The following is a 13,103-nucleotide window of genomic DNA, read 5'->3' as shown; positions in this document are numbered from 1 at the left end:
CGACCCGCCCCGCGTGCCCCGGAGCCGTCGCGGCGCCGGGGCGCGCCGCGTTTCGGACGCCGCGGCGGCGAACCAGCAGCGCACAGCGGGAGATATCACCAAGCGGCCCGCGCCGAACAATTGGTGCAGATCCGCTCGTCGATCGAGGTACCGCCCACCTCCGCCGGCCGGTCCGTCGCTGTCGGCACCACCGGAAGGAGCATGTCATGACGATCCCCGCACCCCTCGCCCCGCAGCACCTGCTGTGGTTCCTCGTCGGCATCGGCCTGCTGCTGCTGACCGCTCGGCTGCTCGGCGCGCTCGCCGAGCGGCTGCGGATGCCGGCCGTGGTCGGTGAGCTCACCGCAGGCGTGCTCATCGGGCCGTCGGTGCTGGGGCACCTCGCGCCGGGGGTCACCGAACGGCTGTTCACCGGTGCTGCGGAGCAGTTGCACCTCGTTGACGCGGTGGGCCAGATCGGCGTCCTGCTGCTGGTCGGCGTCACCGGCACGCACCTGGACCTCGGCCTACTGCGGCGCCAGCGGGCCACGACCCTGACCGTGAGCCTGAGCGGCCTGCTGGTCCCGTTCGCGGCGGGCGTCGCCGTCGGGTTCGTGCTGCCGATGCCCGCCGTGCCGGGCGGCCCGGGCAACCGGGCGGTGTTCGCGCTCTTCCTCGGTGTCGCGATGTGCGTGTCGGCGATACCGGTCATCGCGAAGACGCTGACGGACATGCGCCTGCTGCACCGCAACATCGGGCAGCTCACGCTCGCCGCGGCGGTCGTCGACGACGCCCTCGGCTGGCTGATGCTGTCGGTGGTCGCGGCCGCGGCGACGATCGGGGTGAGTGCGGGCGTCGTGATGGTGTCGGTGCTGTACCTCGTCGGCTTCATCGCCGTCGCGGCCACGCTCGGCCGACTGCTGGTGCGCACGGTGATGCGGGTCGCAGCCGGGCGGCCCGGCGACTCATCCGCGGTCGCGTCGGCCGTCATCCTCATCCTGCTCGGGGCCGCGACCACGCAAGCGCTGGGCATGGAGCCGGTCTTCGGAGCGTTCATGGCCGGCATCCTGATCGCCGGCAGCCGCGCGGCGCAGCCGAAGCTGGCCGGGCTGCGCACGGTGGTCTTCGGGGTGCTCGCCCCGATCTTCATGGCGACGGCCGGGTTGCGCATGGACCTCACGGCGCTGGCCAGCCCGGCGGTGGCGCTGACCGCAGTGGTGGTGCTGGTAGTGGCGGTGGTAGGCAAGTTCTCCGGAGCGTACCTCGGTGCCCGGCTGCGCCGGCTGAGCCGCTGGGAGGCGTTGGCCCTCGGCGCCGGGCTGAACGCCCGCGGGGTCATCGAGGTGATCGTGGCGCTGACCGGCCTGCGCCTGAAGGTGCTCGACGTCGCCGGGTACACGGTGATCGTCCTGGTGGCCATCGCCACCTCAGTGCTCGCGCCGCCGCTGCTGCGCCTGTCCATGCGGCGGATTGCGGCCACCGACGACGAACGGCTGCGGGAGATCGACCACGACACGTGGCGCGGCCTGGCCCGGCCCGGGCTCGGCGCGGCCGCCGCGGACGAGCCTGGCCTGCGGCCGGGATAAATGCCCCGGGCGCGCCGCCGCTGTCGGCCGCGTCGCTCGGCACACGCGGAGACGACACGGGCGGCGAATCGCAGCAAGCTGAAGGCACACAACGGAACCGTTCCTCACCCCATCGACCGGAGGTTGCACCGTGACTGCACAGGACGTGATTGCCGACCTGGTCGCCGATGCAGCGGACATCGACCGGATGATCGCCGGGCTCGACGAGTCGCAGTGGACGCTGCCGACGCCCGCCGAGGGCTGGACCGTCGCCCACCAGGTCGGGCACCTCGCGTTCGTCTTCCGCATCGCCGGATTGGCGGCAGGCAACCCGGAGGCGTTCAAGGGCTTGACCCAGCGCATCGGCACCGGCTTCGGCGCGTTCGACAAGGCCGTCAACGCGGCCCTGGACGAGTACCTCGCCCTGTCACGGGAGGCCCTGGTGGCCCGGTGGCGGGCCGAGCGCGACGCCGGAGTGGCGGCGCTGGCTGCGTTACCCGACGGCACGCTAGTCCCGTGGCTCGTTCGGCCGATCCCGGCTCCCGTGCTGTGCGCGGCCGGCATGACGGAGATGTTCGCGCACGGCCAAGACATCGCCGACGCGCTCGGCGTCGAGCGGATGCACACCGACCGGATCAAGCGGATCGTCGGCTTCGTCGTGCACACGTGGGACTTCGGGTACCAGTCCAACGACCTCACGCCGCCGGCGGAACAGTTCCGTTTCGAGATCACCGCACCGTCCGGCGCGCAGTGGGTGTTCGGCCCGGCCGACGCCACCCAGATGATCACCGGCCCCGCCGTCGACCTCTGCCTGCTCGCTAGCCGCCGCCGCCACCACGCTGACCTCGGCCTCGTCGCCACCGGTCCGGACGCGCAGGCGTGGCTCGAGCTGGCCCAGGCCTATCGCGGCCCGGCCGGCAAGGGCCGAGCCCCCGGCCAGTTCGCGACGTCCCGGCAGCCGGTCTGACGACTCGCTGCCGCCTGGCCGGTCGCCCGGCGGGACGCGCCGGCCAGCATTGGCCGGCGCGTCCGGCGTATTCCGTCTTGTACCGCTCGAACGCGGCGCGCGGCCCGCCCGCCGGCCGCCGCGCAGGATGAGGAGGGCGCATGTCCAGTGCGATGCGCATGTCGGAGCTCAGTTCGCGCAGCGGCGTGCCGGTGCCGACGATCAAGTTCTACCTGCGCGAGCACCTGCTGCCACGGGGCCTGCCGACCGCGCCGAACCAGGCGGTCTACGGACCCTCCCATCTGGTCCGGCTGCGGCTGATTCGTGTGCTGACCGGGATGGGGCATCTCAGCATCGCCGCCGTGCGCGAGGTCCTGCGGGCCCTGGACGACCCCGAGGTCGCCGCGGTGGAGCTGTACGCCGTCCTCGGCCGGGCCCGCGACGCCCGGCCGGCCACGACCAAGCCGGCGGCCCCGCCGGCCGCGCACGCCCACGTCAACGCACTGCTCGAACGCTGTGGCTGGCGCGTCGGACTCCATGGGTCGCAGCGGGACCTGCTCGCGCAGGCTGCCGCAATGCTCGACAGCACCGAACTCGACGCTCTGGCGGGCACCGCCGAGCAGCTCGGCTCCCGGCTGCTGGAGCTGCTACCCGCTGACCCCGCCCCGTGGACCGCCCAGCCGTCCGACCGGATGACCGTGATCACGCGTCTGGTGACCCTCGATGCGGCGTTCGACGCGCTGCGGCGTCTCGCCGTGGAGCATCACCTCACGGTCCGTGCATCACGGCGGACCTCCGCCGCCTCCTGAGCGCCGGTTGGCCGGGCTTTCAGGCACCGCCCGTGCAGGTCGGCGCCGGTGGACGGCCAGCGGCGGCCCGATTACGCTCCGGAATGCATTCACGGTTGCCCCCGCGGCCGGCCGCCGACACGTGTGGCGAGGAGGCGGCCTGATCGCAATTTCTGAGATGCCGGTCAGTGATCGCGTTGACACGATAGCTGCTGTATCCAGTTCAGATCTCTTAACGACCACCACCCCTGGTAGGCCGTGAACAGGGGTTATGACACCGATCTGTTGCACGCGTCCGTCGGTATTGCGGCGGTGGACGCTGCTGCCTGGAAACGACAAAGCGCGACCATTTGTTCTTGGGGGAGCCGTGGAAAATCATTTCGAACAAGCCGTTCGGCGTTCACTCGACATGATGCGGGAGAATATAGGGGAAGAACTGACGGTCGACGACATGGCCCGTGCCGCGATATTCAGCAAGTTTCATTTCACGCGAGTCTTCCAACGGGTCACCGGGGTGTCGCCGGGCCGGTTCCTCTCCGCCATGCGGCTGCAGCGGGCGAAGGATCTCCTGCTCACCACGTCGATGAACGTGGCGGACATCAGCGTCCACGTCGGATACAACAGCGTTGGGACGTTCAGCACCCGCTTCACCCGCAGCGTGGGGCTTGCGCCGACGGAGTACCGCCGGTCCCGGGGCGTGAGCAACCTCGTCGAGCTCAACGCGCTCGGCGAGCGCGCCGCAGCGCCCGACGGCGTCGTCTCCGGAACGCTGTCCGTGCGCCCGTCGGCGGACATCGACGTCGCCTTCATCGGCCTATTCCCCAGCCGGGTGCCCGAGGGCAAACCGGTGCGCTGCACAATCGTGCGGGGCCCTGGCCGCTTCATCATCGACAAGGTCCCGCCCGGCGACTGGTTCCTGCTGTGCCAGGGCATCCCGCGTCGAATCGGCGACATGCACAGCGTCGACGAGTCCGGGGCGCCGGTTCCGCTCGTGGCCAGCGTCGGCCCGCTGCGGATGGACCCGCAGGCAGAGGCCGTCGTGCACGCGCGGCTGCGGCCCGCGCGGGTATTCGACCCGCCGCTGCTGCTCGCCCTGCCGGACCTGCGGACCGCGATGGTCGCCACGCGCAGCCGGCCATACGCCCGACTGCTGCGGTACGCGGCTTGACGCCGCCGCCGGCTCGCACGCCATGAGATGACGCGGCGAGCACGGCGCCGCGATGCTCCTCTGAGCAGACCCTCCCGCGACTTGCGTACTAGGAGCAGCCCTGTGACCATCCTGCCCGAGCTGCAGAAACCGTCGGCGGTTCAGCTGCGTGAGCTCGACCTCCGCCACCTCATCCATCCGCACCAGCAGGCTGCCCGAACCGAGCGCTGTGTCATCGTGCGCGGCCAGGGTTGCACGGTCTGGGACGCCGAGGGCAACAAGTACCTCGATGCGTCCGGCTCGGCGAACTGGCTGGCGCAGGTCGGCCACGGCCGTCGTGAACTGGTCGAGGTGGCCGCCCAGCAGATGAGCGACCTCGCCTACTTCACCGGCTGGGACGTCTTCACCAACGATAAGGCGGTGCTGCTGGCCGCGCGGCTGGCCGAGCTCGCGCCCACCGGCCTCAACCGTGTCTTCTTCACCTCCGGCGGCTCGGAGGGCGTCGAGACGGCGGTGAAGGCCGCGCGCCTATACCACCACCGGCGGGGCCAGCCGGATCGGAACTGGATCATCGGCCGACACTTCGGCTACCACGGCTCCACCTACGGCAGCGGCACCATCACGGGCCTGCCGCCGATGCAGGCCGAGGTCGGCCCGGCGCTGCCGCACATCGAGAAGGTCAGTGCGCCGGCCCTGTACCGGGCGGCCGCGCTCTACGGCGGCCAGGACCCGACCGACTTCCTCATCGACGAGCTGGCGCACACGATCGAGCGGATCGGGCCGCAGCGCGTCGCGGCGATGATCGGCGAGCCGGTGATGGGCGGAGGAGGCGGCATCCTGGTCCCGCCAGCCGACTACTGGCCCCGGGTGCGGGAGTTGCTCAGCCGGCACGGCATCCTGCTGATCGCCGACGAGGTCGTCACCGCCTACGGCCGGACCGGTGCCTGGTTCGACTCGGCCGAGCGCGGCATGGCGCCGGACATCATCGTCACCGCCAAGGGGCTCACCAGCGGGTACGTGCCGCTTGGCGCCGTGCTGCTGTCCGACGCCATCGGCGAGGAGGTGACCAGCCAGTCGTTCTTCCACGGCTTCACCTACTTCGGTCACCCGGTCGCGTGCGCCGTGGCGCACAAGAACCTCGAGATCATCGAGGACGAGGACCTGCTCGCCCGCTCCCGGCTGATCGGCGAGTGGTTCCGCACGGCCCTGGCGCCGGCGGCGCAGCTGCCCGTGGTCGGCGACATCCGGATCGCCGGCGCGACCGTCGGCATCGAGCTGGTGACCGACCAGGACACCAAGGCGCCGCTGATGGCGGGCGGTGCGGCCGCCCACATCCGGCGCGTGCACGGCGTCATCGTGCGCGACTACGGCCCAACGCTCGTGCTGTCCCCGCCCCTCGTGCTGGACAAGCACGAGGCCGACCGGATCGCGGCGGCCATTGTTGAGGTGCTGTCCAGACTGGATGGCGACGGCCGGCTGGCGCCACTGTGAGCGCCGGCATCGATCGGTTGCTGGACGGGGACACGACGTACGACTACGTGGTGGTCGGGGCCGGCTCCGGTGGATGCGTCGTCGCCGGACGGCTGAGCGAGGACCCCGACGTCCGGGTCTGCCTTGTCGAGGCGGGCCCGCCGGACAACGATGCGCGCATGCGCGTACCCAGCCGCGCCGCCATGCTCCAGCAGACGGAGTACGACTGGGACTACGACACCGCCGAGGAGCCGTTCTGCGGCGGCCGCCGGATTTACCTGCCCCGGGGCAAGGTCCTCGGCGGCACGAGCGTGCTGAACGGGATGGTCTACACCCGCGGCAACCCCGCCGACTACGACGGCTGGGGCCTTCCCGGCTGGACCTACCGCGACCTGTTGCCGTACTTTAAGCGCGCCGAGGACAACTCCCGCGGCGAGGACGATCACCACGGTGTCGGCGGCCCGCTGGGCGTCACCGACAGCTGGTACCGCAGCCCCGCCACGTCCGCGTTCGTGGAGGCCGCGACCGCCACGGGCTTCCCGGCCAACCGGGACTTCTGTGGGCCCGTCCAGGAGGGCTTCGGCTTCTACCAGATCACCGGGCGCAACGGCGAACGCTGCAGCGCCGCGACCGCCTACCTGCATCCGGCGCTCGCCCGGCCGAACCTGACCGTCGAGACCGGCGTGCTGGTCGAGCGGGTGTCGTTCGAGGACGGCCGGGCCGCCGGGGTCGTGGCGCGCCGCGGCGGCGAGCGGGTCACGATCCGGGCCGCTCGCGAGGTCGTCCTCGCCGCGGGCGCCTACAACTCCCCGCAGCTGCTGATGCTGTCCGGCGTCGGATCGGCCGACCACCTGCGCGCGATCGGCATCCCGGTGGTGGCGGACCTGCCGATGGTCGGGCAGAACCTGCAGGACCACCCGCAGTGCTGGCTGGTGTTCACGCACGAGCTGCCGGTGAGTCTGGCGATCGGCGCCGAGCCGCGCCACGCTCGCCAGTACGAGCGGGACCGAACCGGTCCGTTGGCGTCCAACGGACCGGAGGCGGGCGGCTTCGTCCGGACCGGCCGCGGCCCGTACCCCGACGTGCAGTTCCACGCGGTCGCCGCCGGCCTGGCCGGCAACCGCCCGGCCGACGTGGGCGGGCACGCCTTCTCCATGGCACCGTGCGTGCTGGCGCCGCGCAGTCGCGGCAGCGTCGGGCTCGTCGGCGCGGACCCGGCCACCAAACCGCACATCAGACACAACTACCTCGCCGACGAGGCGGACCTGGACACGATGGTGGCCGGCCTGCGGATCGGACTGGAGATCGCACGCCAGTCCGCGCTGGCGCCGTTTACCCAGACCCGGTGGCAGGGGCCCGCGTCGGACTCCGACGCCGACCTGCGCGCCTATGCCCGCCGCAACACCCACACGCTGTTCCATCCGGCGGGGACCTGTGCGATGGGCGCGGTCGTCGACGGAGACCTGCGGGTCCGCGGCGTCGAGGGCTTGCGGGTCGTGGACGCGTCGGTCATGCCGGCCATCGTCCGCGGCAACCCGAACGCGCCGATCATCGCCATCGCCGAGCGGGCGGTGGACCTGATCCGCGGGAACGTGCCGGCGCTGGCGGCGGCCGGCGCCTGAGCCCGCGCGGCCGGCGGCGCAAGGGCCGCCGGCCGCGATGAAGTGCGTCAGATGCGACACAGCCAAGGAAACGACCAATCCGGCCCGGATGGAGATGAGTGCGATGAACAGCCAGGTGGGAAAGCGGGCCCTGGTGCTCGGCGGCAGTATGGCGGGGCTGCTCGCGGCCAGGGTGCTGGCCGACGCGTTCGCCGAGGTGGTGATCGTCGACCGCGACCGGCTGACGGGGGTGACCGAGGCCCGGCGCGGCGTGCCGCAGGGGCGGCACACGCACGGCCTGCTCGCGCGGGGACAGCAGATCCTGGACGAGCTGTTCCCCGGCTTCACCGCCGAGGCGATCGCCGCCGGGATCCCGACCGGCGACCTCGGCGAGCTGCGCTGGTTCTTCAACGGGCAGCGGCTGCGGCCGAAGAGCACTGGCCTGGTGTGTGTGTCCGCCGACCGGCCCGTGCTGGAGAGCCACGTGCGGGCGCGCGTGGCGGCCCTGCCCAACGTCACCTTCGTCGAGGAGTGCGACATTGTCGGGCTGCGGGCCGAGCCCGGCGGCCGGCGGGTGACCGGTGCCCGGATCCAGCGGCGCACCGACGGCAGCACCGAGGAGACGGTGGACGCCGACCTCGTCGTCGACGCCACCGGGCGCGGCTCGCGGACGCCGGTGTGGCTCGAGGAGCTCGGCTTCCCGCGGCCCGCCGAGGAGCGCATCAAGATCGACCTGACCTACACGACCCGGCACTACCGGCTGCCCGACGAGTCGATCCTCGACGGCGACCTGTCCATCAACCCCGTCTCCTCGCCGTCGCACCCGCGCGGCGCCTTCTTCTCCCGCGTGCAGGACGGCCGGTCGATCCTGTCGCTCACCGGCGTGCTCGGCGACGCCGCTCCGACCGACCCCGAGGGCTTCCTCGAGTGGGTGCGCTCGCTGCCGGTACCGGACGTGTACGACGTGATCAAGGACGCCGAGCCGCTCGACGACCCGGTGTCCTTCACCTACCCGGCCAGTGTCCGCCGCCGGTACGACCTGCTCGAGGAGTTCCCCGGCGGGCTGCTGGTGCTGGGGGACGCGGCGTGCAGCTTCAATCCCGTGTACGGGCAGGGCATGACGGTCGCCGCCCAGGAGGCGGTCGTGCTCAGCGAGCACCTGCGCAAGGGCCTGCCGGAGCCGCTGGCGTTCCTGCGGGACATCGCCGCCGTCATCGAGGTGCCCTGGCAGGTCTCGGCCGGCGGTGACCTCGGCTTCCCGGAGGTGGAGGGGCCGCGCCCGCCCGAGGTGCAGATGATGAACGCCTACATGGCGCTGCTGCAGTCCGCCGCGACCCGCGACGGCATGGTGACCCGAACCTTCATGCGGGTGGCCGGCCTGGTGGACCCGCCGACGGAGCTCATGAGCCCGGACACCGTCTACCGCGTGCTGAAGCACGGCACGCCGCCCCGGCCGGGCACGCCGGCCGGCGCCGCCGCATAACCGATCGATCATCGGCGAAGGGGCCCCGCGGTAGCGGGGCCCCTTTCCATGTGTGAGCGGGTCGATGACAGCGATCAGGGCCAGTGCCTGAGGCACTGGCCCTGAGTCGCAAGGGTCGGACGTAGGACGCGTCAGGCGGCGGCCGTCAGCCGCACCGGCAGGGTGCGGTGGCCGTTCATGATGAACGTCGGCAGCGGCAGGAGGTCCGCGGCGGGGCCGGCCAGCTGCAGGTCCGGGAACCGCTCGAACAGGCTGGACAGGCCGATGGTCGCGACGAGCCGGGCGATGCCGGCGCCGAGGCAGTAGTGCGGGCCGTGCCCGAACGAGAGGTGCGCCTTGTCCGCCCGGGTGATGTCGAAGCGATCGGCGTCGGCACCGTGCAGGGCCGGGTCACGGCCCACCGCGGCGTAGTTGACGAGGATCGGGTCCCCCTGCGGGATGGTGACCCCGTCCAGCTCGATGTCCGTCACCGCGTACCGCAGCGGCAGGTGCGCCAGCGGCGACTCCACCCGCAGCGTCTCGTCGATCACGTCGTCCCACGAGACCTTGCCGGACGTCACCAGCTCCAGCTGGTCGGGGTGGGTGAGCAGGGCGGTGATCGCATTGTCGAAGAAGTTGATCGTGGTCTCCGACCCCGCGCCGAGGATCGCGAAGATGGTGTCGGTCAGCTCCTGCTCGCTCAGCCGCGACCCGTCCTCGTCCCGCGACGCGATCAGGTCGCTGGTGATGTCCTCACCCGGCTGCCGGCGCTTGGTCGCGATGAGCTCGGCCATCGCGCCCCGCCAGCCGGCCAGCACGGCCTGGGCCTGCTCCGGGGTCACGGTGGTGTCGACCATCATGTCGATGACCTTGGCGGTCTCAGCCCGGGCCTCTTCCGTCATGCCGATGAGGTCGGCGACCAGGCGGGCCGGCAGCGGGTAGGCGAAGCGCTCCCGCAGGTCGACCACCTCACCGGCCGGCACCGTGGCGAGCGCGTCGAGGAGCTGACGGGTCAGCTCCTCGATACGCGGCCGGATCGCCTCCGTCCGCCGCGGCGTGAACGCCTTGCCGACGAGCCGGCGCAACCGGACGTGGTCCTTGCCGTAGGCGGTGACCATGTTGTCCATGGCGACCCAGCTGATCATCTGCCAGTCCGGCGGGATCTGGCCGTTGATGAACGCCGGCCAGTGGTTGCGGGCACTCTTCGTCACCCGCGGATCGGTCAGGACGCTCTTGATGACGTCGTGGCGGTTGAGGGACCAGGCGATGACGCCGCCCGGCAGTTCCACCTGGGTCGCCGGGCCCTGCTCGCGCAGGGTGGCGGCCTCGCCATGAATGTTGCTCCCCGTCGGATCCAGGGCTACAGGGCAGCGCATCTGCATCTGAGATCTTCCAATCGGTCGGGCGAAAGGGACGTTGCGGGCTAGGCGAGCCCGCGGAAGAACGACCGGACGTCGTCGGTGAGCAACGCCGGCTGCTCGAGCGCGGCGAAGTGGCCGCCGAGGTCGAACTCGGTCCAGTGCGACAGCGTCGGGAGGTCTCGGTCGGCGAGCCGGCGTAGCGGGACGAAGATGTCGTGCGGGAACACCGCGACACCGACCGGCCTCGTGATCGGCGGGGGCTGCACCCCGGCCGCGGCCTGGCGCACGCCCTCGGCACCCTCGTAGTAGAAGTGGGCCGACGGGCCGGCGGACTGGGTGAACCAGTAGATCGAGACGATCGTGAGCATCCGGTCGCGGTTCACCGCGTCCTCGGGCACGCCGCCGGAGTCGGTCCACTCGCCGAACTTCTCCACGATCCAGGCGAGCAGCCCGGCGGGGGAGTCGTTGAGCCCGTAGGCGATGGTCTGCGGCCGCGTCGCCATCACCTTCATGTAGCCGGACAGCTCCGCGTCGAACCGGGCCAGCTTGCCCAGCCGGGCCTGGTCGGTCTCGCTCAGGTCGGCGAGCTCGGCCGGGTCGCCCGACGGGAAGGTCATGAGCATGTTGACGTGGGCACCGATGACGTGGTCCGGATCCGTCCGGGCGACCTCGAGCGAGATCACCGAGCCGGCGTCACCGCCCTGCGTGCCGTAGCGCTCGTAGCCGAGCCGGCGCATCAGCTCGGCCCACGCCGCCGCGATCCGCGGCACGTCCCAGCCGGTCTCGGCCAGCGGCTGCGAGAAGCCGTAGCCGGGGATCGACGGGATCACCAGGTGGAACGCGTCGGCCGCCGTGCCGCCGTGCGCGCGGGGATCGCTGAGCGGGCCGATGACGTCAAGGAACTCCGCCACCGAGCCGGGCCAGCCGTGCGTGAGCAGCAGCGGCGTCGCGTCCGGCTCCGGCGACCGCACATGCAGGAAGTGGATGGTCGCGCCGTCGATCTCTGTGGTGTATTGCGGGATCTGGTTGAGCTCCGCCTCGGCCGAGCGCCAGTCGTACTCGTCGCGCCAGTAATCGGCGAGCTCGCGCAGGTAGCCCAGCGGCACGCCCCGCTTCCAGCCGACGCCGGGCAGCTCCTGCGGCCATCGGGTGGCGGTAAGGCGTCGGTGCAGGTCCTCAACATCGGCCTGCGGAATGTCGATCTTGAACGGTTCCATGGCTTACTCCGCCCGGTTCGGGTCCGTCGGCGGATGCGGTCCATGCGCATGCGCCGCCCGGAGCGACAGGCCTCCAGGTTGCGGTACCGCCGGCCCGGGACGCCTCTCTCTTCTTGCCCGAAGCAGCGCATTTCAGGAGGTGCGGCCGGGCGCGGAAGCTGCCTGGTCAGGTGCCGCTCGCACCTGGGCAACTATGGAGATGAACCGGATTCGGAGGCGGGGCACGCTGGTCGGACACCGCCCGGACGGGCCGAGCGAAATGAGGCTTCCGTGACGAATCCGTTCGAGGACACCGACGCCCCGTACCGGGTCCTGGTCAATGACGAAGGACAACACAGTCTGTGGCCCGCCGACATCGCCGTCCCGGACGGCTGGGTCATCGTGCACGACACCGACTCCCACACCGCATGCCTGGACTACGTCGAGCGGCACTGGACCGACATGCGGCCGAACAGCCTTGTTCGGGCCGAGCAGGCGTGACCGGGGATGGACCTGGCCGGCAGCGGGGTGACCCTCTATTCGACGTGCCGATCCAGCTACGCCTACCACGAGGGATCTCGCCTCGAGACGTTGCTGAAGATCGCCCGATGGGCTGATGACGCGGGCTACCGCGGCGCCCTGATCTACACCGACTGCGCCGCGCTCGACGCGTGGATGGCGGCGCAGGCGACGATCCTGAACACCACCTCGTTCGTGCCCCTCGTCGCGGTACAGCCGATCGACGCGACCCCGTTCGCGCTGGCCCGGTCGGTGTCGTCGCTGGCGCACCTGTACGGCCGGCGCGTCGACCTGAATTTCGTCAGCGGCGGGTTCCCCCGCGACCTGGCCGTGCAGGGCGACAGGCTGCCGCACGACGACCGCTACGACCGGCTCGTGGAGTACGCGACGATCGTCAGGATGCTGCTCGAGGGCGGCCTGACCAACTTCGCGGGCAAGTACTACACCATCCGGCGAGCCCGGCTCACGGCCCCGGTGCCCGCCGAGCTGCTGCCGACGGCGTACGTGTCCGGTGCCTCGCCGGCCAGCCTGGCGGCGGGCGAGGCGCTGGGGCTCAGCCAGCTGTCGTGCCCGTTGCCGCCCGCCGAGTACGTGAACCCGAACGTCCGCCGCAACCGGTTTGGCTCGGGCGCCAGCATCGGCATCATCGCCCGGGAGGACTCGGCGGAGGCGTGGCGGATAGCGCGCAAACGGTTCCCGGCCGACCCGGACGGAGCCGCAAGGATGCGGCTGCTGCTCGCCGCGACCGAGTCGAACTGGCAGGCACAGCTCGCCGCCTCGCCCATCGACGACGAGCCCGAGGACGACCCGTACTGGCTGGTGCCGTTCCGGTACCGGCATACGTTCGCGCCGTACCTCGTGGGCAGCTACGACGAGGTGGCCCGGGTGCTACGGACGTATCTCGACGGCGGCACCCGCACCTTCGTCATCGACGTACCACAAGAATCCGACGACTTGCATCATGCGCGGATCGCCGTCGAGCGCGCCGTCGCGGCCATGGACAGCCAGCAGCAGCCCACCCCCGGCCGACCGAGCGCATAGGCGGCCGAGGCCGCAGGCCCCCGCCTGC

General features: G+C 71.5%; 11 protein-coding genes. 9 read left to right on the top strand and 2 right to left on the bottom strand.

Features of this window, described 5'->3' with window-relative positions:
* Positions 1–206 precede the first annotated feature (206 nt).
* The 7 genes from AC5L3Z_RS04360 to AC5L3Z_RS04330 all read left to right on the top strand — a co-directional run bounded on the left by AC5L3Z_RS04360 (position 207) and on the right by AC5L3Z_RS04330 (position 8,979).
* A complete protein-coding gene (locus tag AC5L3Z_RS04360; protein WP_494839691.1) occupies positions 207–1,565 on the top strand; it encodes a cation:proton antiporter in 1,359 nt (452 codons plus the stop codon).
* A gap of 130 nt (positions 1,566–1,695) precedes the next feature.
* A complete protein-coding gene (locus tag AC5L3Z_RS04355; RefSeq protein ID WP_494839689.1) occupies positions 1,696–2,511 on the top strand; it encodes a TIGR03084 family metal-binding protein in 816 nt (271 codons plus the stop codon).
* Positions 2,512–2,651: 140 nt separating this feature from the next.
* The gene (locus AC5L3Z_RS04350) at positions 2,652–3,299 is read left to right on the top strand and encodes a MerR family transcriptional regulator (protein ID WP_494839688.1); all 648 of its coding nucleotides are present in this window, start codon (positions 2,652–2,654) and stop codon (positions 3,297–3,299) included.
* Between the two features lie 346 nt (positions 3,300–3,645).
* Complete coding sequence (locus AC5L3Z_RS04345; RefSeq protein WP_494839686.1) at positions 3,646–4,446, top strand: helix-turn-helix domain-containing protein; 801 nt, start codon at positions 3,646–3,648, stop codon at positions 4,444–4,446.
* 102 nt (positions 4,447–4,548) lie between these two features.
* A complete protein-coding gene (locus AC5L3Z_RS04340) occupies positions 4,549–5,916 on the top strand; it encodes an aminotransferase family protein (protein ID WP_494839684.1) in 1,368 nt (455 codons plus the stop codon).
* On the top strand, positions 5,913–7,517 hold the full coding sequence (locus AC5L3Z_RS04335; protein WP_494839682.1) for a GMC family oxidoreductase: 1,605 nt from the start codon (positions 5,913–5,915) through the stop codon (positions 7,515–7,517). Before AC5L3Z_RS04340 ends, AC5L3Z_RS04335 begins: the two co-directional genes overlap by 4 nt.
* Positions 7,518–7,620: 103 nt before the next feature.
* Positions 7,621–8,979 (top strand): FAD-dependent oxidoreductase, encoded by a 1,359-nt coding sequence (locus AC5L3Z_RS04330; RefSeq protein ID WP_494839680.1) that lies wholly within the window; start codon positions 7,621–7,623, stop codon positions 8,977–8,979.
* Positions 8,980–9,110: 131 nt separating this feature from the next.
* On the opposite strand, the gene AC5L3Z_RS04325 is transcribed toward AC5L3Z_RS04330, so the two are convergent.
* Positions 9,111–10,340 (bottom strand): cytochrome P450 family protein, encoded by a 1,230-nt coding sequence (locus AC5L3Z_RS04325; RefSeq protein ID WP_494839678.1) that lies wholly within the window; start codon positions 10,338–10,340, stop codon positions 9,111–9,113.
* Between the two features lie 41 nt (positions 10,341–10,381).
* Positions 10,382–11,536 (bottom strand): epoxide hydrolase family protein, encoded by a 1,155-nt coding sequence (locus AC5L3Z_RS04320; RefSeq protein ID WP_494839676.1) that lies wholly within the window; start codon positions 11,534–11,536, stop codon positions 10,382–10,384.
* Between the two features lie 270 nt (positions 11,537–11,806).
* Between AC5L3Z_RS04320 and AC5L3Z_RS04315 the strand changes: the two genes are divergently transcribed.
* Both AC5L3Z_RS04315 and AC5L3Z_RS04310 read left to right on the top strand, forming a co-directional pair.
* Complete coding sequence (locus tag AC5L3Z_RS04315) at positions 11,807–12,016, top strand: MbtH family protein (RefSeq protein ID WP_494839674.1); 210 nt, start codon at positions 11,807–11,809, stop codon at positions 12,014–12,016.
* 6 nt (positions 12,017–12,022) lie between these two features.
* Positions 12,023–13,075 (top strand): LLM class flavin-dependent oxidoreductase, encoded by a 1,053-nt coding sequence (locus AC5L3Z_RS04310; RefSeq protein ID WP_494839673.1) that lies wholly within the window; start codon positions 12,023–12,025, stop codon positions 13,073–13,075.
* Positions 13,076–13,103: the final 28 nt, after the last annotated feature.

The organism is Micromonospora sp. LZ37 (assembly GCF_059359015.1).
The sequence above is the reverse complement of the archived record's forward strand: the minus strand, read 5'-3'. Positions and strand labels throughout refer to the sequence as shown.